At 45.1% G+C, this 23,920-nt stretch carries 20 protein-coding genes; 5 read left to right on the top strand and 15 right to left on the bottom strand.

The features are described 5' to 3' along the window. Window positions 1-29 precede the first annotated feature (29 nt). A complete protein-coding gene (locus U1F02_RS04440; protein WP_409989156.1) occupies window positions 30-467 on the top strand; it encodes a hypothetical protein in 438 nt (145 codons plus the stop codon). 39 nt (window positions 468-506) lie between these two features. Here the strand turns inward: U1F02_RS04440 and U1F02_RS04435 are convergent, their stop codons facing one another. Continuing rightward, complete coding sequence (locus U1F02_RS04435; RefSeq protein WP_409989155.1) at window positions 507-1,187, bottom strand: hypothetical protein; 681 nt, start codon at window positions 1,185-1,187, stop codon at window positions 507-509. Window positions 1,188-1,330: 143 nt separating this feature from the next. Here U1F02_RS04435 and U1F02_RS04430 point away from each other — a divergent pair, with 143 nt between their 5' ends. After that, on the top strand, window positions 1,331-2,248 hold the full coding sequence (locus tag U1F02_RS04430) for a LysR family transcriptional regulator (protein WP_409989154.1): 918 nt from the start codon (window positions 1,331-1,333) through the stop codon (window positions 2,246-2,248). Between the two features lie 16 nt (window positions 2,249-2,264). On the opposite strand, the gene U1F02_RS04425 is transcribed toward U1F02_RS04430, so the two are convergent. Then, window positions 2,265-3,212 carry an alpha/beta fold hydrolase gene (locus U1F02_RS04425; protein WP_409989153.1) on the bottom strand — a complete coding sequence of 316 codons (948 nt, stop codon included), beginning with the start codon at window positions 3,210-3,212 and terminating at the stop codon, window positions 2,265-2,267. A 295-nt stretch (window positions 3,213-3,507) separates the two neighbouring features. On the opposite strand from U1F02_RS04425, the gene U1F02_RS04420 reads away from it, so the two are divergent. Continuing rightward, window positions 3,508-4,281, top strand: a complete 774-nt coding sequence (locus U1F02_RS04420) for a ThuA domain-containing protein (RefSeq protein ID WP_409989152.1) — start codon at window positions 3,508-3,510, stop codon at window positions 4,279-4,281. Window positions 4,282-4,394: 113 nt separating this feature from the next. On the opposite strand, the gene U1F02_RS04415 is transcribed toward U1F02_RS04420, so the two are convergent. The 3 genes from U1F02_RS04415 to U1F02_RS04405 all read right to left on the bottom strand — a co-directional run bounded on the left by U1F02_RS04415 (window position 4,395) and on the right by U1F02_RS04405 (window position 9,058). Beyond that, complete coding sequence (locus tag U1F02_RS04415) at window positions 4,395-5,324, bottom strand: alpha/beta hydrolase (RefSeq protein WP_409989151.1); 930 nt, start codon at window positions 5,322-5,324, stop codon at window positions 4,395-4,397. A gap of 210 nt (window positions 5,325-5,534) precedes the next feature. Next, window positions 5,535-7,730 carry a putative bifunctional diguanylate cyclase/phosphodiesterase gene (locus U1F02_RS04410; protein ID WP_409989150.1) on the bottom strand — a complete coding sequence of 732 codons (2,196 nt, stop codon included), beginning with the start codon at window positions 7,728-7,730 and terminating at the stop codon, window positions 5,535-5,537. A 212-nt stretch (window positions 7,731-7,942) separates the two neighbouring features. Next, entirely contained in the window at window positions 7,943-9,058 is a 1,116-nt protein-coding gene (locus tag U1F02_RS04405; protein WP_409989149.1) for an outer membrane beta-barrel protein, read from the bottom strand. 291 nt (window positions 9,059-9,349) lie between these two features. Between U1F02_RS04405 and nhaA the strand changes: the two genes are divergently transcribed. Further along, complete coding sequence (gene nhaA / locus U1F02_RS04400; protein ID WP_409989148.1) at window positions 9,350-10,510, top strand: Na+/H+ antiporter NhaA; 1,161 nt, start codon at window positions 9,350-9,352, stop codon at window positions 10,508-10,510. A gap of 13 nt (window positions 10,511-10,523) precedes the next feature. Here nhaA and U1F02_RS04395 read toward each other — a convergent pair whose 3' ends face one another. From U1F02_RS04395 to U1F02_RS04385, 3 genes are all read right to left on the bottom strand, one after another. Further along, on the bottom strand, window positions 10,524-10,931 hold the full coding sequence (locus U1F02_RS04395) for an SRPBCC family protein (protein ID WP_409989147.1): 408 nt from the start codon (window positions 10,929-10,931) through the stop codon (window positions 10,524-10,526). 51 nt (window positions 10,932-10,982) lie between these two features. Continuing rightward, window positions 10,983-11,432, bottom strand: coding sequence for a GyrI-like domain-containing protein (locus U1F02_RS04390; RefSeq protein WP_409989146.1), 450 nt, complete (start codon window positions 11,430-11,432; stop codon window positions 10,983-10,985). 138 nt (window positions 11,433-11,570) lie between these two features. Continuing rightward, a complete protein-coding gene (locus tag U1F02_RS04385; RefSeq protein WP_409989145.1) occupies window positions 11,571-12,572 on the bottom strand; it encodes an alpha/beta hydrolase in 1,002 nt (333 codons plus the stop codon). Between the two features lie 190 nt (window positions 12,573-12,762). Between U1F02_RS04385 and U1F02_RS04380 the strand changes: the two genes are divergently transcribed. After that, window positions 12,763-13,815 carry a hypothetical protein gene (locus U1F02_RS04380; RefSeq protein WP_409989144.1) on the top strand — a complete coding sequence of 351 codons (1,053 nt, stop codon included), beginning with the start codon at window positions 12,763-12,765 and terminating at the stop codon, window positions 13,813-13,815. A gap of 78 nt (window positions 13,816-13,893) precedes the next feature. On the opposite strand, the gene U1F02_RS04375 is transcribed toward U1F02_RS04380, so the two are convergent. The 7 genes from U1F02_RS04375 to hsdR all read right to left on the bottom strand — a co-directional run bounded on the left by U1F02_RS04375 (window position 13,894) and on the right by hsdR (window position 23,800). Then, on the bottom strand, window positions 13,894-14,394 hold the full coding sequence (locus U1F02_RS04375; RefSeq protein ID WP_409989143.1) for a hypothetical protein: 501 nt from the start codon (window positions 14,392-14,394) through the stop codon (window positions 13,894-13,896). 98 nt (window positions 14,395-14,492) lie between these two features. Continuing rightward, a complete protein-coding gene (locus tag U1F02_RS04370; RefSeq protein WP_409989142.1) occupies window positions 14,493-14,951 on the bottom strand; it encodes a GNAT family N-acetyltransferase in 459 nt (152 codons plus the stop codon). A gap of 38 nt (window positions 14,952-14,989) precedes the next feature. Further along, window positions 14,990-15,346 carry an endonuclease domain-containing protein gene (locus U1F02_RS04365; RefSeq protein WP_409989141.1) on the bottom strand — a complete coding sequence of 119 codons (357 nt, stop codon included), beginning with the start codon at window positions 15,344-15,346 and terminating at the stop codon, window positions 14,990-14,992. A gap of 263 nt (window positions 15,347-15,609) precedes the next feature. Further along, the gene (locus U1F02_RS04360; protein ID WP_409989140.1) at window positions 15,610-17,064 is read right to left on the bottom strand and encodes a restriction endonuclease subunit S; all 1,455 of its coding nucleotides are present in this window, start codon (window positions 17,062-17,064) and stop codon (window positions 15,610-15,612) included. Further along, window positions 17,061-18,668 carry an N-6 DNA methylase gene (locus U1F02_RS04355; protein WP_409989139.1) on the bottom strand — a complete coding sequence of 536 codons (1,608 nt, stop codon included), beginning with the start codon at window positions 18,666-18,668 and terminating at the stop codon, window positions 17,061-17,063. Before U1F02_RS04355 ends, U1F02_RS04360 begins: the two co-directional genes overlap by 4 nt. Window positions 18,669-18,920: 252 nt before the next feature. Beyond that, the gene (locus tag U1F02_RS04350; protein ID WP_409989138.1) at window positions 18,921-19,997 is read right to left on the bottom strand and encodes a Fic family protein; all 1,077 of its coding nucleotides are present in this window, start codon (window positions 19,995-19,997) and stop codon (window positions 18,921-18,923) included. A 302-nt stretch (window positions 19,998-20,299) separates the two neighbouring features. Next, entirely contained in the window at window positions 20,300-23,800 is a 3,501-nt protein-coding gene (gene hsdR, locus U1F02_RS04345; RefSeq protein ID WP_409989137.1) for a type I restriction-modification system endonuclease, read from the bottom strand. Window positions 23,801-23,920: the final 120 nt, after the last annotated feature.

The following is a 23,920-nucleotide window of genomic DNA, read 5'->3' as shown; positions in this document are numbered from 1 at the left end:
TATTTTTGATACTTAACCATGAGGTGCTTATGAAAAAGGTATTTATTGTTCTGATGACAACCCTGTGTGCTTTCGCTTTCCAAGCTGAAGCGCGCGAATTAAAAAACATTTCCATTCAAGATGCGCTCAATTCAGACGACGCAAAATTAGGTTTACCCGACGACGTTAAATTTTATTTTGGCGATGCTGCACCTACCGGCACAGTCACCAAAACCATTGGTACCTACACCTTTGACCGCGAAATTAACGCTTCATTAAAGTCACAAATTTCTGCCTGCCATTCGGCACTCGTTGTGGCCCTAAAAGAATTCCGTGAAGCAGCAAAAAAAGAAGGTGCAACAGCGGTTATCAATATTAAATCCAACGCTAAAGGAAAGGCTGTTTCTAGCAAAGAAATTTATGCATGCGATTCTGGCATGTTGAAATCAGGCGTTTCTATTTCTGGCGATTTGGTTGTCACTGAGTAAAAGTCACCAACTGTAATAGGGAGCGGGCGCCACTCTCTATTACGGTTTAATCCCTCCTGCGAAAAAATCATATTTAGTCAGCGTGTTATCCCGTAAGGGCGATAGATTTTTATATACGGGATCCGATACATACTCCCTAAAACTTTCCGCCTTATCAATAAAGAAGACTTGTATTCTTTCCGGAATAACCGCTGTTGTATCTCCCACCACAGTCGCCACTTTAAAAGGTACTAATTGATATTCGATATGCATACCATGCTTACTAAATAAGCCATTTTCAATTGCGGCTTTATTAAACTTTTCCAAACCTTCAGCATCCTGATTTTTAAAATTAGCCAGGCCAACCATGTATAGGCGATCGGCGGCAGGTGACTCAGATATAAATTGCGCTGGAATATTTTGCTCGTACGTAAAATACCCTATAACACTGGTTGTGGATTGAGCGCGCAGCGCACTAATTTTTGCATAGCGAAAATCCGCCATATAAGCCATAAATTGCTCCATAGACGATATGCTAAAAAGGGTAATAAAATCCGGCTGCGGAATTTCATTTTGCCCCACAATTTGGCCTTTCATTTTTACCGCAATACTTTTAACCGGTTGAATTTGATATTGTTGTAATAAAGGTGCGTTCTGTTTTGCGAAATCGGCAAACACCGATTCTTGCCCTGATTTAATAGATACAAGCATAACTAGAATAATGGAGTTATTTGCTGACATAGATGTTATCCCTTGAGTATAAATAAGAAAAACTATTGTATAGATGTGTGTAAGATGGATATATCGCACCCAATGGGAAAGACTTTCTCATTTTTGGATGCAATTTGGGACAAAGGAATTTCTAAGCCGTTAAGGGGGATCCAATGGGCTTTAATAATCTTGAAGAGATCAGAATTTTTAATCAGGTTGTGTTATCAAAGGGGTTTAGTGCCGCATCTGAGATATTGCGCATACCCACCAATATAGTCAGTAGAAAAGTTGCGGCGCTGGAAAATCAACTTGGCGTCAAATTATTAAATCGAACCACTCGAAAGATATCATTAACATCTGAAGGGGATCTGTTGTTTAATCGTTCAATAGAGCTATTACAACACTTTGATTCTCTAGCACAAGAACTATCGAAAACACAAACCGACATTTGCGGAACCATTCGAATAGCCGTGCGAACTACTACTGTAGAATTTGGCCTACTGGACGCAATTACCCACTTATTAACAGAACATTCATCGTTAGAAATTCAATTAATCGTTTCAGATACTCCACGCGATATTGTTGGTGAAGGGATAGATTTAGCATTGCTTATAGGAGAACTTCCCGACTCTCTGCTAGTTGCAAAAAAAATTGGTGAGGTGGTTTTCTGTTTATGTGCCGCGCCCAAATATCTGGCAGCTTCAACCAGCATCACCACACCCGAGCAGCTTACGCACTACAACTACATATTGCCGTGGCAAAAGAAATTAGATTTTCGCCTAAGCTTGAGACACAAAAATGGCGATATAACTCAAATCACACCTCAATCTCGTTTTCAGTCAAATGATGTACGAACACGAGCAGCTGCGGTGTACGCGGGGTTAGGAGTTGGAGCCCTTCCTATTGCGGAAGTGAAAAAGAAAGCCGAAGAGGGGAAACTAGTGCGAGTACTACCCGACTACACCCTGCCCTTTATTTCAGTTTGGTGCGTAAAAGCAAAAGAAAAAAAGGACGACCCCCGTCTACGGCTTATTGAAGATGCGTTAATAAAGGTAGTTGCCAAAATGGGATCTGCAGATTTATTTAAATAGGTACTCTGTGTTCTCTCTAAATATCGCCCAATAAGTATAAAATATTTGATGCAACTAAATCCGGATAATCTTCCTGCAAAAAATGACCTGCATCATCAATACGCTGAACCTTAGCAGAAGTCAGTTTCAAATCACGCGAAAATTGCGCACTAAGCTTTTCAAAATTGAGCACTTTATCTTTTGCTCCCCACAAAATACGACTTGGCCCCCGATAGGCAGTTAATGCTGCCTGATAAACAGGGTAACGCGCCATGATGCTACTAAAGTTTTTAGCGGTAGCGCGCATAGGTTTAGTAGCACCTTCATGCATGGGCCACCAATAATTTTCTTTGGCTTCTTTAGTTAAGCGCTCCGGATGCCCCATATTGTCTTTGATAAATTTTGCAGTCAGAAGCTCTCCCGTCACAGGATTTGACATCATCGATGTCATGACGCCTCCCATACTTCCCGCTATCATGCTCATTTCAGGCGGAGGGGTGAAACCGTCGACATACGCCGTAGTATTTAAAACAAAAAACGATTGAATTTGATCTGAATGACTTATTAAAAGCTCGAAGCCTACTAATCCGCCCATATCATGAGCAACCACACTGTAATGCTGAATATTTAAATTTAATAGTAGTTGGCTTAAACGCTTTGCCTGTAAATCCATATTATAAGCGGCATCATCTACTGGCTTTGTACTAGCGCCAAATCCAATAAAATCGGGGGTAATTACGTAAAAGCCCTGCTCTGCTATTTTGGGCGCAATCCTGCGATAAAGATAACTTGAAGTGGGCAACCCGTGCAGTAACACAACCACAGGTTTTGTTTTATCTCCGTAGCATCTGTAGGCCATAGTTTCGCCACCTACTTTTTGATATTGTAAACCTGTACGCCACTGTTCTACTGACTTAGGCATGCTTGAACATCCACACACAAATGCAGCAATGCTACTGATAAAGCTCCGTTGTAAAAATTTCATTTGTATCGACCTCATTTGAATTATTCGTTGTTATCACGGTGTACCGACCAGAGAAAGATATCCCTGGAGCGCCATGAATAAAGTCTAAATTCAAACACCAGGTTGATATATGCCGCCTTTAGAGAAACACATTCTCTTTTTTTGCATTAATTAGCGCCTTTACAAAATAACTATCCCGTCAAATCGAAAGCCGCAACATTAGGTTTAGCTTTACAAAAATTATCCTCACACTAGTCGCGACTGCTATAGTCTATTCGCGGCTTTCATTTACCACATACCAATAACGAGGTTGATTATGTTGAAACGCGCCTTATCAAAAGTCTCTCTTTGCATTTGCCTGCTCGGTGTGAGCCTTAGCAGCTACGCGGAACAATTCAATGTTCTACTCTTTACCATGACCCAAGGTTTCCACCACCAATCGCAACTGGAAGGTGTTGCCGCCATGCGCCAATTGGCTGACAAACACTTTTTTAAAGTGGATTGGCAAGAAGACCCCGCGGTATTCAATGACAAAAATTTAGAGAAGTTTCAGGCCATTGTTTTCCTTTCTACAACGGGCGACATTCTGAACCCAGAACAAAAAGCCGCTATGGAGCGCTTTATCAAATCTGGCAAAGGCTTTGTGGGCATTCACAGTGCGTCTGATACTGAATATCAATGGGAGTGGTATACCAAATTGGTTGGTCGCAGCTTCCATATTCACCCGGTTATTCAAACGGCGGAATTACAAGTTACCGACCGCAAATTCCCAGGCTTGGAACGCATGCCAGATCGTTTGTTGTGGACGGAAGAATGGTATGAGTTTGGCCCAGAAAATATCAAAGGCTTGAATTACATTTTGGCTGTTGATGAAAAAACTTATGACCCAGTAACCGATTGGAAAGTGAAGCAAGGTAAAGGCATGGGCAAATTCCACCCCATTGCCTGGTACCACGAATACGATGGCGGCCGCTCGTTCTACACAGCACTTGGCCACGTCGCAGCAGATTATTCTGATCCATTATTCCTTGAGCACGTGTACGGCGGTATTTATTGGGCTGCGACCGGTAAAGGTTTAAAAGCGAAATAAGTAACGCGCCATTGCTTTCCGCTCTCATAATGAGCGTGAAAAATTTGCAAGAAAAAGCCCGCATTGTTTGATGCGGGCTTTTTTATTTTCAAAGCAAGGGTTTTAAAAAAACTTTATTTGGCGTTCACAAATCCATTTATTTCTAGCCAGTACATATAGGAATCAAACCATTTATTACTGGTGCGATTGGGGTTGCCTAAACCGAACCCATGACCACCATTTTGGTAGAGATGAAATTCAACCGGAATTTTTGCGTCGTACCAAGATTTGATAAGTGCGGTATCACCCTGAAAACGAAAATCGTCCGAAGCTATAACAAAGAACATCGGCGGCGCATTTTTGGGGACGTCTACCGCGTCTAAACTGCCGTAAATCGGGGAGATAAACGCCAGCTTGGCTTTCTGCGATTTAAGCACGGTTTGCAGAGTTAAACGTGCACCGGCAGAGAAGCCCATCATGCCGATTTTATCGGTGTTTACATTCCACTCTTTGGCGCGCGCTTTAATCATCTCATAGGCAGCTTCGACGTCTTGGAGTTGATTGGTGAAATCGTTACTTGGTTTTGGTGGCGGAGTAGCTGTAGCGGCATTTGCTGGAGCTGGCGTACGCTGGCTCATTTGCACTTCAAAAGCTTCCAACGAATCTACCGTGGGTTGCAGGCGATACTTTAATACGAAGGCGTTAATACCACGGGCAGCGAGCGCTTCGGCGACTTCCCAACCTTCATTACCCATAGACAACCACATAAAGCCACCACCCGGCGCAACGATCACGCTGGTGCCATTAGCTTTTTTGGGGTCCGCTAAGAAAGGAGTAAGGGTTGCCTTGGAAATGTTGCGCGCCATTGGGTCGCCCCATTGACGGAACCAGGATTCCTTCGCAGGCTGGTTGGCAACGCCCCCGGTATTGAGCGGAATAGCGTTTGGCTCTTTAGGTGCGTCCATCGGGTACATTTTGCCGTCTTGCGCCCAAGCCACAGCACCGCCAAGCCAAATACAGCCTGCCGCCACAAGAGTTGTTAAGTGTTTAATTTGCCGCTGCATAGTAAATCTCCGGTTGGGTTTTTATCGTTGTTTAGGTTAATTCTGCGAAATGAACGGAGAGTCCAGAACCTGATTTATTGTTGGAATATGGCCACGCCAAGCAGCTGCGCTGCCTGTGAGACGGCAACAAGTTATATTATATGACAACTGCGGATCAAGCTTGGAATGTGTAAGCTTTGTGCAATCTCTGCGTTCCCGTTGAGCAATCGCTCACCCCTGCGACCGCTGGGGCTCCACCGCAACATCTAACCCGAGCAGCGCCTCAAATTCATGGGCGGGCATGGCCGCTCCAAACAAATACCCCTGTCCTTCGTCACAACGCTCGCGTTTCAGGTAATTCTTAACATCTTCAGCCTCTATGCCTTCTGCGATGGTTTCGAGCTCAAAGCCGCGCGCCATATCCAGAATAGCGCGTATGACTGAAGCATCCCGCCGGGATTCCAATATGCCACGCACAAAGGATTGATCGATTTTGATGCGCGTAAGCGGGTAGGTTTTTAACAGACTCAGGGAGGCGTAACCCGTACCAAAATCGTCAAAAGCGACACCAACACCTAGCTTGCGCAGGCGATCGACAACCTCAAGCACAATGCTATCGTTGTCCAATACGATGTTTTCGGTAATCTCGAGTTCGAGCGCGGCAGGCGGCAAACCGTGGCGCTGTAAAAGCGCTATGACCTCACCGGCCAAGTCGCCCACGCGAAATTGCGCCCCAAACAAATTAACGCCTATACGAAAATCTGTGGCGCCTTTGCGCCGCCAGTACGACGCTTGGGCACACGCCTGATCGAGCGCCCACGAGCCTACAGTCGCAGCAAGCGTCCCACCTTCAAGCGATGACAAAAACGCAGCGGGCGCTAGCAAACCGCGCTCGGGGTGATGCCAGCGAATCAGCGCCTCTGCCCCGGTGATAGCCCCCGTACGCAAGTTAACCTGGGGCTGATAAAACAACAGAAACTCGCCTTGATCGACAGCCCTGTGCAACTCAAGCCCATTGCGACGACGCGTAAGAGCATTCGCGCGTAGCTCAGGAGAGAACAAGGCTATGCGGCCGCGCCCCAAGCTTTTTGCCTTAAACAGCGCGAGGTCGGCGTTACCAACCAATTCCAACGGCTCTTGCGCCTGAGCGGGCGCCAGCGCTAAACCGCAGCTGGCCGCCACACGCAACTGTTGCCCCTCAATATCAATAGGCCGACCTATGGCATCGATGAGCGCACTAGCCTGACTTAAGGCAAACTGCGGATCGCCGACATCCCTAAGCAATACCGCAAATTCATCCCCGCCCATACGCGCCGCCAGATCAAAGCTCCGCACACTCTCTTGCAAGCGTTTCGCCACCTCTTTCAGGATTGCATCACCGAAGGTGTGTCCGAGTGTGTCATTGGTATCCTTAAACGCATCCAGATCAATCACCAGCACCGCAAGCGCCTGCCCTTCCACGATGGATTCTTCTACACAGCGATAAAATCTCGCGCGATTTGCAAGCCCCGTCAGCGCATCTTGATTGGCCTGTCGACGCAACTCATCTTCCGCCAGCTTTTGCTGCGATAAATCTTTCAGCACCACTTCAAATTTCATACCACCAGTGTCTATCCAACCAAATAGCGCAAAGCCAAATTGAAACAAGCTGCCGTCCTTACGCTGACCGACACTACGTGAAGGCAGCTCGATGTTTTCCAATGAGTTGGTTGCTATAGCTTGCGTGATGATTGCACTAAAACGCGCGCGCTCAGATTCAGCCAATAACCTATCGAAACTTAATCGATTTTTATCCTCTGACGGATAACCGTAGGTTGCCGCCGCCGCGCTATTCCACTCCACGATCTGCAAAGTTCCATCAAACCAAATAACGGGGATTTGCGATCCGCCGGCATAAACATCAAACGCCGGGCGTGTGCGTTGGGACGAAATATCTATGCGCCGCAATTCGAGGCGATCAGAAGCCATTTTTGCGAGCTCGAGTAAACGCTCGCAATCTTCTTTCGCAAAATCGGGGTGAAGTTTTTCATCCAAAATACACAAAACACCTAAGGCTAATCCGTCTGGCGAGCGCAGCGGTACGCCCGCGTAAAACCGAATATGGGGATTTCCAATGACAAGCGGATTATCGTGAAATCGCACATCGGCTCGTGCATCAGGTACACACATAACGCTCTGCTGGTTAATGGCATGCGCGCAAAAAGAGACATCGCGCCGCATGTCGACTTTTTGCACCCCATGGCTCGCTGCAAAAAAAACGTGATCGTCGCCAATCATATTTACCGCAGCTATGGGCACACCAAACATACGCGCTGCAATGCGAACCACGGGATCAAGGCTGTTGAGCAAATGTTCACTATCAAGCCCATATTCGCTTAAGGCTTTTAAACGTTCCGCTTCGTTGGGAAAAATCTCGGGGCACAGCATTCAAGTAAATCCTCATATCGAGCTGAACCAATCACGCAAAGTTCATCAGCCTAGCGCATGGCATATAGCTCTTCCGTTAGCTTGCCCACACAGCGCTCTCCCGAAAATTTTCCTTTCAAGTATCCGGGCAAATATGCACTTCGCTTTGTTGATTAAACCGCAAAAAAATGAGCGCACATGGCGCCCATTTTTAAACATAAACATCTGCAAATTTAAGGTGCAACTTGACGCACAATTTTTACCTCATCAATTTCAACGCGACGATTAGGCGCGAGGCATTTAATAAGATCGGCTTTGTTTTTGTCGTTACATTGCACAATAGGATCTGCCTCACCCTTGCCTTCAGCAACCAAGCGATCGGCAGTAACGCCTTGCTCAACAATATAATTTTTAACAGCTTGGGCTCTGCGTTCAGATAATTTTTGATTGTACTGCTCGGAACCCAAGCGATCTGTATAACCTGTAATGACAATTCGCTCTGGAGCACCGGGGCCTTTTATTGCAGTGGCAAGCTCTTGTAGTTTCGGCTGTGGCATATTCACGGCATCACTATCAAACGAAAAAAGCTCCGTGGCTGACATAGTGAATTTTTCAAACTTGGGGGCAGGTGGCGGCGGTGGCTCAACAACGGGAGCAGGCACTGGCGCAGGGGCAACCACAACCGGTGCTGGTGCAGGTGCTGCACCAAACTTGTAAACAACACCGACCGAGTACATATTGGCGTCGGCCATTTGGCTCACGCCATCATTAAAGCGATATCTTTCTGCCTCAACGCGCAGCGCCCAATTATCGTTAAACGCGTATTGCAAACCGGCACCGATTTTGCCATTTAAATCGCGCTCTTTTTCGCTCGCTCGCGCAAGCGTTACCGCACCGGTGCTGCCAAATGAATTTCTTGCTTCAGCATAATTCACACCCACCTTGGCAAAACCCGACAGTCTTTCGGTAAAAGGCACAGAAGCCACTAAATCCACATTAATACCGCGCAGTTTCAGCAAGCCGTTAAACGATCCATCTGGTGTAGCAACAGCGGTGTTGTAAACAAAATCACCTAAATCAAAAATCCCCGCTTCCACAGCGAACCATCGATTAAATTCATAACCACCGTACAACTTAAAGCCGCGATCGGTGTCGTCCAAATTAATAAGCGTATGATTCGCACCAACATCGGTCAGGTCGCGCGCTTGACGCTCCACATCGAGATCGCTTTCAGTTTCGCCAACATTGGCACCCAAATACCAGCGCGGTTCATCTGCAACAGCAACCTGAGCAGCAGACGCGGCCAGCAAAGCACAAACTAAAATATTTAACCGTTTCTTCATTTTCATGTGTGTTTCCTCCTCATATTTTTAAGCGCTTGAACTTACAATTTGTTTCGCATTAAACGAAAACAAGTCACAAGTCCGAACGAGCATCCGCTAAAGGCGATGCAAAGGTCTGTTCGTTAGCACACCTCAACCCGAATAGAAACATTAAGCGCAAACCACTATACTGACTCGATACCTCCGGCTTTGTATCTCGAGCCTGACCTTGCATGGCAACAGCCAATAGATCAATTGCACCTTGGGATACCCAATTTCCAATGAATAGCCCAAAAAAACACTGCAGCGTGGATTAACATGTCCCTTCAAACAAATACATTGTCGAAAACTTTCACACAATTTTTTGAATCAGAAAAAGCCAGCGGAATTATGCTCATTGCTTGCACGATTGTTTCATTGCTAATCGCAAATTCTGCGCTGGGCACGGGTTACTTGAATTTTTTTCACGCCTATCTTGGCGGCTTGAGTGTTGAGCATTGGATTAACGATGGGTTAATGGCAATTTTCTTTTTATTGATTGGCCTTGAGCTTAAACGCGAACTTTATATTGGCGAGCTTTCCAATATAAAAAATGCACTTTTGCCGATCATTGCGGCGGCTGGCGGCGTTTGTGTTCCAGCTGCTATTCATTTTTCGTTTAACGCAGGCACCCCAACGCAAAACGGTATTGGCATTCCAATGGCAACCGATATAGCCTTTGCACTGGGAGCCTTGGCGCTTTTAGGAAATCGCGTTCCCTCCACACTCAAGATTTTTTTAGCGGCACTCGCCGTTATGGATGATCTCGCAGCCATTATAGTGATCGCTGTTTTCTATACAGCCAAACTTTCGTTAATTTACCTCATGGGTGCCGCGCTGGTTTTTCTAGCGCTATTGGTTTTCAATCGAATTTTCCGCATCAAAAAACTTTTCCCTTATTTAATCGGTGGAGCATTGCTCTGGTTCTGCATGCTGCAATCCGGAATTCACGCCACCATTGCCGGTGTTCTGCTCGCTCTCGCCATTCCGTTCTCGAGCAAAGATGACGATGAAGAATCTCCATCCCATCGACTCGAACACCTGCTTCACAAACCGGTTGCCTTTATTATTCTGCCGATTTTTGCACTGGCAAACACAGGAATAGTGATTGGTGCAAATTGGGCGCAAGAACTAACACACAATAACAGCTTGGGGATTATGGGCGGGCTGATAATCGGCAAACCAATTGGGATTACACTGCTGAGTTTTATCGCAGTTGCTATAGGCATTTGTAAGTTGCCATCAGGATTAAACTGGAGGCATATTTTTGGTGCTGGAATGTTAGGGGGGATCGGTTTTACCATGTCGATTTTCATCACCAACTTAGCCTTCACCGGCAATGCCCACGAAATTACAGCATCCAAAATTGCAGTATTACTGGCGTCGCTTTGCGCGGGCTTGGCGGGATACCTGTGGCTAAGATTTGTGGCGAATAAATAAATCGGTTAACTATTCAGCCCAGATGTTCAACATGACGTTTAAAGTTATTAAGAATCGCCTGCCAGCCTTGCTCTTGCTGCTCAATGGAATGAGTTTCTTCGCTGTCAAAGGATACGCGCACCTTAACGCCATCTGGCGCTGCAGAAAATTCTACTTGGGCGGTACGGTCACCAAAGGCGTATTCAATCAGCTTATTTTCTTCAACCTTGGTGTAAGTCCCAGCAAAATCAAAACCAAAGCTTCCGTCTTTTGCCTCCATGCGTGATGAAAAATTTCCACCCACTCGCAAATCAACAGTTGATGCGGTTGTATGCCAATCGTCAGATGCGGCATTCCACTTCACGATATGTTCGGGAGAATTGTAAGCATTCCATACAGTTTCAATGGGTGCGTTTACAACAGTTTCTACAGTAATTTTCATAAATGCCTCTACAGGATTAATTAAGTGCGCGAGAAGATGCTCGCCAGACAGTTATTGTTTTACGCCAATATAGATCTCGATATGGTTTTGGCTTTTGTAAAACTCAAAATCAGTTTCATAGGCTCTGGTATGGGGGCAACCAGGGCTGGCAAAGTAGCTCCATATTTTCTGCCAAGTCTCGATAACCATTTGCGGAACCTGCCCGCTGCCCGAGAACACAAGGTAATCACCTTCCTGTATTTTTATTTCGCTTAATTCTACGGAGGAAGATGCAACTGCATCAGCGCCGACAAGCACTGAGTAATCACCCGTCACGTCAGATTCGTAGTTGTAATAAACGCTATAAACTCTGGCCCCTTCGCGATAATTCACTTCAACCTGACTATCGAATTTATGAACCAAGGGGCCAATCTTGCCCGTACTCGGATTCATTTCCGCGGCGTTATTGGTGCGAGCGGTCAATCCAAAAATGGATTTTGCTTTTAGGTGAACAGGGCTCATATCAAATCTCTAATCTTATTCAAATATGGATTTGCAGAGCCTAAGGGTAAAGCCGCGTTCAAGCAATAGAGCGGGAAAGAAACAATTGAAAAGGAATTGCGCCTGCGAGCGGATCAATGACCCGCTCGCACGTAAAAGTTAGCTCTTCTTCAGATTCAGCCAACCGTTTGTGGTAAGCCATTCCATAATGGGCGATTGCCAACGGTCGCGCGGGAGCAAAAAGAAACCGTGGTCGCCTTTTTCAAAGAATCGCGCCTCTACCGGAACTTTTTCTTTTTTAAGCGCTTCCAAAAATAAAATGGAATTTTTTACATCCACCAATTTGTCATCCACAGCATGAAGCAACAAAGTAGGTGGAGTATTTGCGGTGACTTGTAATTCGTTGGAGAAGTAATTAATGCGCTCAGCAGTTGGCTTTTCGCCCAGCAAGGCTTTGCGCGAATCTAAATGCGTCACTTTTGAATCCATGCTGATAACAGGATACACAAGCACAAGAAAATCTGGGCGCAAATTAACATTGTCAGGATTTTCTATTTGCAGCTTATCGAAATGCGTTGCCAAGGTTGATGCAAGGTGACCGCCCGCAGAGAAACCCACTGCGCCCATGCGATTTGGATCCAAACCCCACTCGCTTGCGTGTTGACGCGCAAACTTCATTGCCTGTTGCGCATCTTGAATTGGGCCGACAGATTTATCCACCATCCACGCATCGTTTGGAATACGGTATTTAACAACAAAGGCCGCAATGCCGTGGTCTACAAAATAAGTTGCTTGCTGCACACCTTCGTAATCAAAGGTTAATCCCCAATAAGCCCCACCCGGAAATATCACCACGCTCGCGCCAGTCGTTTTTACTTTTGCAGGCAAGTAAACCTGAATTTGCGGCTGAGAAACTTTTTGAATCCAGCCTTTATCGGCACCGGTTTCTTCATCAGGCGCAGGTTTTGAATTTGGAACTGCAGCATCGCCGTATAATTTAAAGCTCTGCATTTTTGGCGGGAAAAAATAAGACGGGTCATTCGCCGGCTTTTCTGTTTTTTGCTCAGGTGCGGCCTTGGTATTTTTTTCTGCCGCGTTAACAGCAAGAGAAGCAAATGCCATTAAGCAAACTGCAGTAGTTGTGGTTAGCCATTTGTTCATAGAAGTCTCTCTTTATCATCATTATTAAAAAGCAATTAATCACTATTAGCTTCAGCAAGTCATCAACTTATTCCCTCAGCTAAATTATGTGGCCCGGCTCCCATTGTAGAAAGCCATCATTAAGCGCGGCAACAAACGCAAAGCCCATAGGCTAGAATAGCATCACGTTTTTCATCACTCAGGACACTCCATGAATCGCGCCCATTTGAATATGTATTTATTGTTAGCGATGAGTTTATGCATATCCGGTTGCTTTGAACAGGCGCCGCCTTCAGGTTTTGAAGCTGTCGAACCAGCTGAACAAGACCCTATGCGACTGGGCTGCCCTAATCTGATAGATACTTATCGCCTCAGCTCGGCTCAGGAACATAATAGACTACTCAAGGAGCCTACAAATGGAAAAGATTATAGCTACTTTATTATCAGCTCATTAGTCGCAGATCAGGCCTATAACTACTCGCTACGCATGGATAGAAATCATTTTATTAGCAAAGCACAAGAGCTAAAGAATAGCGACCCGGAAAAGTATTTTCACTGGCGTGAAAATGCTGTGCGGCTAAGCAAGACTTACTCCGCTAAAAATCTTGCTGATGTTCTGCAATATGGTTCAGCTTACGAGCAGCAGGGGCAATTTCACGTTTATGGATGCAGCAAAGGATGGGTAAAAATTCAGGAGATAGAAACAAGCGCAACAGATACCAAAAGCGAACAATCTTTTATTAAACAGGACGATGTTTGGTTAGCGCGGGACAAATACGGTAATTTGTTAATTCGCACCATTAGCTACCAACAAAAACCTGGTTGGACATTTTGGGCGGCTGGCGGCGCAGGCACTCGATTAATTCGCATTAACGACCAATGGGATAAAATTAAAAAAGCCTCAGATGCAAACTTTACAACGACATGGACTGAAGCGGATTTACCGACCATAACAAAACCTGTTCACGATGCAAATGAATGCCATTTATCCGAAAATGGCATACTCAATTTAAACCAGAACTTGATTCATAGCGGACTAACAATCGAACGATTTTCACTTAACCGAAGTACGATAAAAGACGGGGCTTGCACACGGGCTTCGATACTTATCGGCTTCACGAGTAGCAATAGCGCTCAAGCAAACAGCACTATCCAAGCATTAGAAAAAGATCCCGTGGTAGACACAGTAGAAATATTGGAAACGCGATCAGAGAATGAAAAGTTGCATTACCAAGTTCAAGTAAATTTGCGCGTGGGGCAATAATTAAAGCGTTAAATTAATTCATCCTTTTGCGCAAGTTTTTGGGGTGGGCCTTTGATTCAAGGTTTTTGATTAGAACACTCAATGACCAGCTCCCTTGAGCTGCATTATTTTTGCTTCACATAGATCAACACGCTCTATAAAGAACTTTGACCAAAACCCCACATCGTCGTAAGTATAATAATTAAACCAGTAATCACAGTTGCGTTGATAAGGTTCTGTAGAAACCATTTTTCCACTGATTGGAATAATAAGCCCGTCCATTTCCATGGTTTTTAAAGAATTCTCTTTGAAACCATCGGTAGATTTAATGACCGCGTCATTTCGTTGCCGCATTAATTCGAGGTCATGGTCGCCGAGCATGCGAGTCATTCTTTCTCTTTCGGTGAAGCTGCCTGCGGCAATTTCTTTAGATAAGGAAATTTGAAACTCAATGGTGAAGCTTGAGCCCCAGCCTTCATCCCAACCCCATTTGTCGCACTGAAACCAAAATACAATGTAATTATTTCCACATGGTTTGTACCAACCTAACACACCGCCTTTAGCACGTTGGTAACCACGGTTTTTAAGTTCCGCAGACAAGTGCTCATTCATTTTTTTTATAAAGATCGCGGGAGGAAATTTTCATAAAAACGACACTCGTGCAAAAGTGGCTAGCTTTAAGATGAGATATAACAAACTTACTGAAGATCTTTCTTCATAAACAAACTAAAAGGATCAAGCTCATAATCCGCAAAAGGCCCGCATTCTTCAAAACCAAAACGCTTATAGAGCTCTACCGCCGGGCGAAAGTAATCCACTGGGCCAGTTTCTAAATAGAGAGTTTGGTAATTGCGTTTGCTCGCTTCACCCACAATGTGACTTAACATTGTTGAGGCCACGCCCCTGCGACGAAATTCAGCAGATGTCCGCATGGATTTTATTTCAGCCTCTGTGTTTGAAAGCTCTTTAATCGCACCGCAGCCTGCGAGCTTTTCATTTTCCCAAATAGACCAAAAGGTAATGTTCGGATGTTTGAGTTCATCAATATCTAATGCATGAACACTTTCAGCGGGAGAAACAGCATACATATCCTTTAAATGCTCATTGAGTAAATTAAAGATTTCCTCACCATTTAAATCGTCAACGATGATTTTCATTTAATTATCCTTATTTTGTAGGGCGGGTTAGCGAAAGCCTAGGGGGATTTTAAGTTCTCAATTATTTTCAGTAACACTGCATCAAGATTTTGTTCAACATCTTGATTTGTAAAACGCAAAATACTTAACCCCATTGAACGCATCAATTCGTCACGAACGCGATCGTACTCTTGTGCATCATCTTGATAATGACTGTCACCATCAAGCTCAATAACTAAGGAGCAAGACGCGCAATAAAAATCCGCTACGTAACCGGCTATGGGTTTTTGTCTGTAAAACTGAACGCCCATTATTTGTTTACGCCGCAACCGTGACCATAAAATTATTTCTGCGTTAGTCATATTGCTGCGCAACTTACGCGCAAAAGGTTTAAGTGTGGGCTTGTAAGGCAACATACATTCTCCTTGTAATGTTAAAAGCAAATACCTCAACTGCAAATGCCTAAAAGCAAATCCCCCCGCCTGCGGCGACCCCCTTTTTCAAAGTGGGTATAAATCCCTCCCCAACCCTCCCTTTTTCACGACTGCATGGATGCAGGAGGCAGAGCAACGCAGGAGCAGTTGCCGAAAGGGAGGGAGCCGCATCTCACTCTGCTACAAGGGGGAGTCGTTCCCCCTTTGAAACGGGGCGCGTAGCCAGGGGGTTAGGGGGATTTGCTCTACGCCTTTTTCTTTTTCGCCTTACCCACCACCTCCCGCTCCGCCTTAATCCTCTCCAACAACGCCGCTGCAGAATTTTCGCCAGAAATTAATTCTGGATTCTGCGCGCGCCAGTCGGCGGTGAGTTCGCCGCGGAAGGCTTTGGCTAGGATGCTTTGGGTTAGGTGGTTTACGCGGGCTTGGGCGTCTTTTACGCGTTGTTCGATTTGGTCGGCGTAGGTGAAAAGTTGTTCTACTCGGCGGACGATTTCGGTTTGTTCTTCAAGTGGTGGCAACATCAACTCTATTGGATAGATTTTCGAACCACTTATTACCGGTTGAGCTGTTGAAGCTGAATCCTCACGTAAGTTTGTAGCGCGCAATAAGTTATAAATAAACTTTATATCGACCAAGGATTTGGGGAAGTTTACAACCAATGCATTATCAGTAACCCATGATCGCTCTTGCGTAAAATGGACAGAACCACAATAAAAGCCGACCCTACCTATAACGACTTTTTGCTCAGTAAAATTTGCTTTATTGTGATAGCCGTTAATTCCATTACCACCGTAAACAGGAATATTTCCTTTCTGCATCTCCTTCGATGTTAAACCATCACCAGAACTAACTGTTAATAGCTGCCCTAAAGCAAGCTTCAACCAGTCATTTTCAGTTTCAACAACTGGATTGTCAGAAGTAAATTTAACTTTAAATTTATCAACTGAGATTGCGCACTCATATTCTTCAACAGTCAACTTAATCTTTCGTGGCCGTCTCCACTCCTCCGTCAACCTCCCACTAACCGCAGCCGCTAGCACCGATTGGCGGAAGCGTTTTAGGATGTTGGGGATGGCGTCGAGGCGGGTTTTTAGGGTGTCTACCTGCGCGAGTAGTTCATCGAGTTTTTGGGCGATTTGTTTTTGTTCGGCGAGGGGGGCGAGCGGAAGATTTAACTCTTTTAGTTTTGTTCCATTAACATTCGGCTGACCAATACCAGAACTGAATTCAGTAATTTGATTCCAGTAAGATGCACTGTTAAAGAAATGAGCCAAGTATTTAATGCCTATTTGCTTGACGCTTCTTACTCGAATTAAATACGAAGCAAATACTGACTCAGGAATATTGCCTTTGATTAAAAAACTCTTTCCAACAGTTGCACCAGTTCTCGCAAAAACCAAATCGTCTGCTTTCAATAGATACTGATCAGTTTTTCCCTTTTCTATCTCACAAAAAGGCACAGCTTTCCAATCAACTTGATTATCTTGAATATCGGTAATTCGAAGTAAATGTGGGCCAACTTTCTCAGTTGTAGATTTAGCGGTGTAACCATAGCTAACATCACTCGAAATACTATCGAGAGATGTTTCAATCCACCCTTCCGGCAACCCAACTCGCTGACTCGCATCATCCTGATGCTCGGTCTTACGACCAACGCTTTCAGCGTTGTCCAAATTTTTTCCCGAAAAATTTGTCACACCTTATCCCCCAACCCCAACACCTCTGCCAACAAATCCTTCTGCACCTTAGCTTGATCCCCCGCACCCAAGGCCGCAAGCAAACCATCTAACTCTCTCAAGGCTTCCGTTAATTCACTCATCGCCTCTGCAGCCAATACATCTGGCTCGGGCAAACTCGCGGCATCTACCGAGTCATTATCTTTTAACCATGAAATATCCAGCGAGTCGCCTTTGGTATCGCGGATGTAATCGCGGGTGAACATGCGCCAGCGGGAATTTTCTAGCGTTTTTTCTGTGGTTTCTTCAGTGAAAGACCATTCGCCTTCTATCCTTTTCCCCTCACCCCAGCCCTCTCCCCCAAGGGGAGAGGGGGGAAAAGCGGCGGCTTCAAAAGGTTTTAAATGTTGTTCACCAAAAGGGGTACGCTTGCCGAAGCTGGGCATGTTGGTGCGTAGGTCATAAACCCATACATTTTTGGTACAGCCTTCTTCTTGTTTGGGGTTTTGGGTTGTGCCTTTGGTGAAAAATAATACGTTGGTTTTTACACCCGCCGCGTAAAAAATGCCGGTGGGTAAACGCAAAATGGTGTGCAGGTTGCATTTGTCCATTAGGTCGCGGCGAATGTCGGTGCCTTGGCCTGCTTCAAATAATACATTGTCTGGCAATACCACGGCAGCGCGGCCACCGGGTTTTAGGGTGCGGTAAATGTGTTGTAAAAACGCAAGCTGTTTGTTGCTGGTTTTGTAGGTTAAATCGTCGCGCGTAATGGAGGCTTCGCCGCCCTTTGCGGTGCCGAAAGGTGGGTTGGCGAGTACTACATCCACCTTATCTAAACTTTTGCCGACATCGCCCAGTGCGTTGCCTAAATGCACTACACCTTCGTCATCGCCTTCCATGCCATGCAAGAGACAATTCATTAACGCAAGGCGGCGGGTGCTGGGTACTAGTTCGATACCAACATATGCTTGGTGCCATTGAAACTCTCGATCTTTTTGCGAAAGGAGCATTAAGTTGTCGGTTTCATTCCGAATATATTGATCAGCAGCAATTAAAAAGCCTGCGGTGCCTGCGGCTGGGTCTTGTATGGTTTCGCCCGCTTGGGGTTTTATGCAGCGGACGATGCTATCGATAAGTGCGCGCGGGGTAAAATATTGCCCTGCGCCCGACTTGGTTTCGTTAGCGTTTTTTTCTAATAAGCCTTCGTATAAATCGCCAAGGCCATCTTTTTGTGCGCTGAACCAGTCGATGCCATCGAGCGTTTTTATGAGTTGCTCTAAATGGCGCGGCTCGCGCAGGCGGGTTTGGGCATCGTTATATATCGCTAAAATTAATGGGTCTGTAACAACGGGGTTGCCTTCTAAATCTTTTCCCGTTGAGAGCGTGAGTAAAATGCGTTTGTAGTCGTTTAATAAATTTAAACCAGACTTTGCATTTAAATCGCCCCAACGGCAGCCTTCGGGCAATTTGTGTTTGTTGAGCAAACCCGCTTCGGTGTTTTCAAATTCCATTTTAATAAATAGCAATAAAACTAATTCGGTTACGTAGTCGCTGTAGTTAATGCCGTCGTCGCGCAGTACGTCGCAGAGGTTCCAGAGTTTTTGGACTATATCGTTGTTGGTCATGTTATTGCTCGCTGTTGTGATTCTGTTTAAACGCTAAAAGCAAATCCCCCTAGCCCCCTTTTTCAAAGGGGGAACAAATCCCCCTAGCCCCCTGGCTGCGCGCCCCGTTTCAAAGGGGGGACAAATCCCCCCGCCTTTGGCGACCCCCTTTTCGGCAACTGCTCCTGCGTTGCTCTACCTCCTGCATCCATGCAGTCGTTCAAAGTGGGTTACTACTCCCTCCCTTAGAAAAAGGGAGGGCTGGGGAGGGATTTACGCGGTAAATAGCGTGAATAAGGGTTGGTTAATGTAGTAATTGGCTCGGCCAATTTTTTCTTTTTTAATGAGCCCAATGGCCACTAGCTGATCTAAATATTTGGTTGCGGTTAAACGGCTTACTTGTAAATCATTCATCACAAATTCTATTTTTGTGTAGGGGTGACTAAACAAGTTATTTAATAATTCTTGGCTATAAATTTTGGGTAATTTTTCACGCAGCGTATTTTTATAGTCTTGCATAAGCATTTTAATGGCTTTGACTAACTCAATGGTTTCTTGCGCTGTTTGAACTACGCCTTCTAACATGTAAAGCACCCATGCTTCCCAGTTGTTGGTTTCGCGCACGGCTTGTAGCTGGCGATAGTATTCAGATTTGGTGTTAATTAAGTAACGGCTGAGATAAAGAATAGGTAAATCTAATAGACCTTGAGAGACAAGGTAAAGCATATTGATGATGCGCCCCGTGCGGCCATTGCCATCGTAAAAGGGATGGATGCTTTCGAATTGATGATGAATCAAGGCCATTTTTACCAAGGGATCTGCATCGCACATTGCATTATCGTTTATATAATTCACGAGGTTTTGCATTAGGCGTTCAATATCGGCTGGGTGTTGTGGTGGTGTGTAAACTACTTGCCCCGTTACTGCATTTTTTAATTCTGTGCCGGGCAATTTACGAAAACCGGCGTTATTTTTTTCTAAGGTTTGCTGAACAAATAAAATGTCGGCCAAACGAATTAGGCCTGTAGAACGCACAGCGACAAAACCTTCACGCAATGCAAGAGCGTAATCTTGAACCTCTTTGGCGGCAGGGTTTATGGGCATGTCGTTAAATAGCTCTGCTTTGTACATTTCATCGTGGGTGGTGACGATATTTTCAATCGCCGAGCTATGTTTGGCCTCTTGTAGCGACAAGGTGCTGATTAAAATTGCTTCGTTAGGAATAGTACTGCCGACACCCTTTAACTCAGCAAGGTAGCGGTTTGCCTCGGCTACTTTTTTAAGCACCGCGCGAGTCTCGATTTGGTCTATATCGGCAAAAGGTAAATCGCGCAGGGGGAAGCTGGTCATTTATCAAGCTCTTAGGTTGGGCGCCATGCATAAAAATGGCTTTTCTTTATGTATATGGGAGCCATTATGTATAGAAAACCGCAAAAATCTATACATATCATCAGCTACATGTATAGAAAACTTAAAAAAATATACATATCGCTACCTTCATGTATAGAAAACGGGGTTTTGTGTATAAATCTCTCTCCAACCCTCCCTTTGAAAAGCAAATCCCCCCGCCTTTGGCGACCCCCTTTTCAAAGTGGGTTACTACCCCCTGCATCCATGCAGTCGTGAAAAAGGGAGGGCTGAGGAGGGATTTACTACCCCCAAAGCCCATCGGCCAAGGTGTTTAGCACTTCATCTAACTGGTTATCCAGCAGCCTATCTACCCGTTTGGCGCCGCCCTCTTGCGCAAAGGCAGTATTGACGAAGTTGTGGTCAATAATGACTTCATGCACTAACTGTTTACCTAAACGCTCAAGGCATTTACGCTGGGGCGGCAGCCACGCGTGGGAGGCGAGAATTTTTTGCAGGGCGTTGTGTACACGTTGTTCGAATGGAATAAGCGGCTCGCCCAATGCCGCTTGGCGAATGTGGCCGATAATGCTGGCGGCAATTTCTTGGTTGGTGCTGTTGCGCCACGCGGCTTTGAGCTTGGTTTCGGTGTAGCCGTTGTTGTCGAGCAGCAATTTAATTTCTTTTAATTGCTCGCGGGTTAAATCTTTGGGTTTGTTAATCACCACGGCGAGCGCGGCCGATTGGTTAAGATTATTTTTTATAAAATCATTAAAGCTGAGTAAATAATCGGCGGGCTTTTCGTTTACACCAAAGTTTTGCTGGCGATCTAAAAATTCATCGGCACCTTCATAAATCAGCGGCATGCGTTCTGAGCCAACAATGAGTTTTATTTCATTGACGTGATTAATTAATCCGCCGATTCGCTGAATAAAGTGCACCGCTTGTTTAGGCCCCATCTCATGCAAATGTTGATGTAACTTTGCAGGTGCTACGCCCCATATGCTTTCCAACTCATCTAACTTTTGTTTTAGTGCCGGTTTATTTTCTGCAAGCTTGGTGGCCTTACGCATTACGCGCATGACTATTTGGCTGAGTTCCGCGAGCACATCATCTGCATGACTTGTACCTGCTTGTACGCCTGCCGTATTTAAGCTGCCCTCTAATACGTTGGGATCACTTAATTCTTCAACAAGTTGTTCAATGGTAATATTGGGATCGCGCACCAAAGACTTCATGGTACTTACGTCTTGCAGGGCGGCGTAAATATCCACAGGGTCGTAAATTTTAAATACAGTTTTACCAATTTCATCGCAACGGCGCGTGGCGCGACCAATCATTTGTTCGTAAAGAATGCGCGATTTTACGCGGCGCAAAAATACCAAGTGGCAAATTTTTGGAACATCAATACCCGTTGTTAATAAATCTACGGTGATGGCAATGCTGGGGTAGCGTTCGTTTTTGTAGTTGCGAATGAGTTGATCAACCTTATCGCTTTTGCCGGTAATTTTGCGCACTGCGGCTTCGTTGTAGCTACCGTTATATATTTCTTTAAAGGCTTCATCGAGTAATCGTTTGACCATATCTGCATGCAAATCGGTTGCGCAGAAGATCATGGTTTTTTCGTCGCCGAAGGGATCTAACTCTTTTGCAAGTTGCTCGCAAATAACTTTGTTGAAACCTTCGGTAATTACTGCGCGATTGAAAGACTCCACATCGTAATTAATTTCATCATCCAGCTCAGCTGACTCAATTTCACCTGTCAGCGTATTAATAGCACTTACGGTTTCACCCTTATCAAATTTGATACCATTTTTGCTGAGCAAGGTTTGATAGCGAATGGGCGGCTCGTGGTCGATCAGCCAATCATCTGCAACGGCTTCACGATAGGAATAGGTGTAAACCGGTTTGCCAAAAATTTCAGTGGTATGTTTTGCAGGTGTTGCGGTTAGGCCTATTTTTACTGCATCAAAATAATCCAACACACGGCGATAGCTTGATAAATACTGTGCCGCATCGCGATGCTGAAGCTCCCCTTCTGTCATCTCTTGATCGAGTGTGTAACCACGGTGGGCTTCGTCTACGATAATGCAATCGTAAGTGTCGATGTTTTGTGGGTTATCGGATACAAACAAGCGTTTAACCATTGCTTGGACTGTTGCAACTTGAACACGAGTTTCGGCCTCAGCAGCCATATCGCCCAACTCGGCAATATTGTAATTAACCCAAAGAGTTTTGTTTTCTTCCAACTGGGCTTCTTTAAAAGAATCCAGAGCTTGATTACCGAGTGAGGTTCTATCCACTAAAAATAAAATTCGTTTGAAACGCTCGGCTTTTAAGAAGCGATACATTAAACCAATAATGGTGCGCGTTTTACCTGTACCCGTCGCCATGGCAAGCAAACAATTTTTTTGATTATTGGCGAGCGCCGCTTCAACAGCTGCAATGGCTTTTTGTTGATAGTCGCGCAGCTTTAAATAATCAAAGCCTTCTGCCTTTAATTTTTGTTCTGCAAGTTCACGGCTGCGTTTTAATCTATCGAGCAAGCCTTCTGGTGAGTGAAATTTTTCATTGGGCTCGGCAGTATTGGATGGCTCGCGTACATCACGAAACCAGGTGCCCGATTGCTCTTTCAGTTGTTTTACAAAAGGGCGGCCATTGCAGGAATACACAAAGGGAATATGGAAGTGGCCGTCTTCGGCATCGGCCCAAGCGATGGTTCTGCCCTGCACAACCCAAGCTGCTTGCATGGGTTCAATGACTTTAAAGCCGCGAGAGTAACGTTCGGCTTGGTGAATTTTGCCGGCAACATTTTCGTTTTCGCGTTTTGCTTCTACCACTGCAATTGGGGTTAATCCGACAAACAACACATAATCAGCAGCTTGCTTACCAATTGTGGGCCACTCGGCGATTGCTTTGTTTTTGCCTTTCTCTGGGCGAGCGCCTTTTTTGTAAGTGAGCTCTTGTGTATCAGCTTCCCAACCTGCATCCACTAAATGCTGGTCGATAATAATTCGAGTGAGTTCTTCATTTAGCGTTATTTGAGAACTGGCTTTTTGTGTTTTCTGGCCAAGTTGCGCAACTTGTAGTTGCAATATTTTTTTATTTTCTTCTGTTTGCTTGGCAAGTTCTGTTTGTATTTTTTTTAGTTGTTCATCAAATGCTTGTTGTTGCGCAATTAATTTTTGTTCGTTTTCCTTGGCTTGTTGCTCAAACTTGCGGGCTTCCACATCCATTTGGTGCGCAAGTACTTCGTATTCTTCTTTTTCGCGTTGAATTAAATCGGAAAGCTGTGAATTGCTATTTACCTGTTGGCTGGTTTCTTGTAATTCAATTTTTAAGTTTTCGATTTGCGCTTGTAAATCTCGCAATTCTTTAGATGGATCTTGCGGCGGCAAATATGGCCCAGGTTTAAAACTCGCACCCTGCTTACCAAAAGCGCGGTGATACCACACCGTTAACTCGCGCGCGACGATCAATCCTGATATTGCTTCTTTGTGTTGCGTTCTAAAGCGATGAGTGGCTTTATTCCCTTCCACACGCAATACATGAAATAACTCTAGCGTGCTTTGTTCAAGGCGAATTTCTTGGTGGATTTGGTGAAGTAGATCCAACTGACTGGTGCGCTCATCAAACTTAAGACCGCAACGAGAGGCTAGATCTTGGGCAATAGCTTCGCCTAACTGACGCAACTTAATGAGCGTTGTATTGGGGTCACTGATGAATGATCGTTCCGCAGCAGCCGCCAATTGATGAAATATGGGATCGTGCTCTTTGAGGTAATCAAAATTAGTTGTATCTGCCATGCTTCCTACCCGGCTGCCACGTTGTTATAAGAGCAGGATGCTAACGAACTCAGGCGTTAAAAACTACCGTTCGGAGATTTTAAAAATACAAATGACTTGCATAGACACTACCAGGCCGTA

The organism is Cellvibrio sp. (genome assembly GCF_046347455.1).
Taxonomy (GTDB): domain Bacteria; phylum Pseudomonadota; class Gammaproteobacteria; order Pseudomonadales; family Cellvibrionaceae; genus Cellvibrio.
Note: the sequence above shows the minus strand (reverse complement) of the source record. Positions and strands in the feature narration are given on the sequence as shown.

Coding starts and splice junctions, on each gene's coding strand:
- U1F02_RS04440 (WP_409989156.1), top strand. CDS start 30: ATGAAAAAGGTATTTATTGTTCTGATGACAACCCTGTGTGCTTTCGCT.
- U1F02_RS04435 (WP_409989155.1), bottom strand. CDS start 1,187: ATGTCAGCAAATAACTCCATTATTCTAGTTATGCTTGTATCTATTAAA.
- U1F02_RS04430 (WP_409989154.1), top strand. CDS start 1,331: ATGGGCTTTAATAATCTTGAAGAGATCAGAATTTTTAATCAGGTTGTG.
- U1F02_RS04425 (WP_409989153.1), bottom strand. CDS start 3,212: ATGAAATTTTTACAACGGAGCTTTATCAGTAGCATTGCTGCATTTGTG.
- U1F02_RS04420 (WP_409989152.1), top strand. CDS start 3,508: ATGTTGAAACGCGCCTTATCAAAAGTCTCTCTTTGCATTTGCCTGCTC.
- U1F02_RS04415 (WP_409989151.1), bottom strand. CDS start 5,324: ATGCAGCGGCAAATTAAACACTTAACAACTCTTGTGGCGGCAGGCTGT.
- U1F02_RS04410 (WP_409989150.1), bottom strand. CDS start 7,730: ATGCTGTGCCCCGAGATTTTTCCCAACGAAGCGGAACGTTTAAAAGCC.
- U1F02_RS04405 (WP_409989149.1), bottom strand. CDS start 9,058: ATGAAAATGAAGAAACGGTTAAATATTTTAGTTTGTGCTTTGCTGGCC.
- nhaA (WP_409989148.1), top strand. CDS start 9,350: ATGTCCCTTCAAACAAATACATTGTCGAAAACTTTCACACAATTTTTT.
- U1F02_RS04395 (WP_409989147.1), bottom strand. CDS start 10,931: ATGAAAATTACTGTAGAAACTGTTGTAAACGCACCCATTGAAACTGTA.
- U1F02_RS04390 (WP_409989146.1), bottom strand. CDS start 11,432: ATGAGCCCTGTTCACCTAAAAGCAAAATCCATTTTTGGATTGACCGCT.
- U1F02_RS04385 (WP_409989145.1), bottom strand. CDS start 12,572: ATGAACAAATGGCTAACCACAACTACTGCAGTTTGCTTAATGGCATTT.
- U1F02_RS04380 (WP_409989144.1), top strand. CDS start 12,763: ATGAATCGCGCCCATTTGAATATGTATTTATTGTTAGCGATGAGTTTA.
- U1F02_RS04370 (WP_409989142.1), bottom strand. CDS start 14,951: ATGAAAATCATCGTTGACGATTTAAATGGTGAGGAAATCTTTAATTTA.
- U1F02_RS04365 (WP_409989141.1), bottom strand. CDS start 15,346: ATGTTGCCTTACAAGCCCACACTTAAACCTTTTGCGCGTAAGTTGCGC.
- U1F02_RS04355 (WP_409989139.1), bottom strand. CDS start 18,668: ATGACCAACAACGATATAGTCCAAAAACTCTGGAACCTCTGCGACGTA.
- U1F02_RS04350 (WP_409989138.1), bottom strand. CDS start 19,997: ATGACCAGCTTCCCCCTGCGCGATTTACCTTTTGCCGATATAGACCAA.
- hsdR (WP_409989137.1), bottom strand. CDS start 23,800: ATGGCAGATACAACTAATTTTGATTACCTCAAAGAGCACGATCCCATA.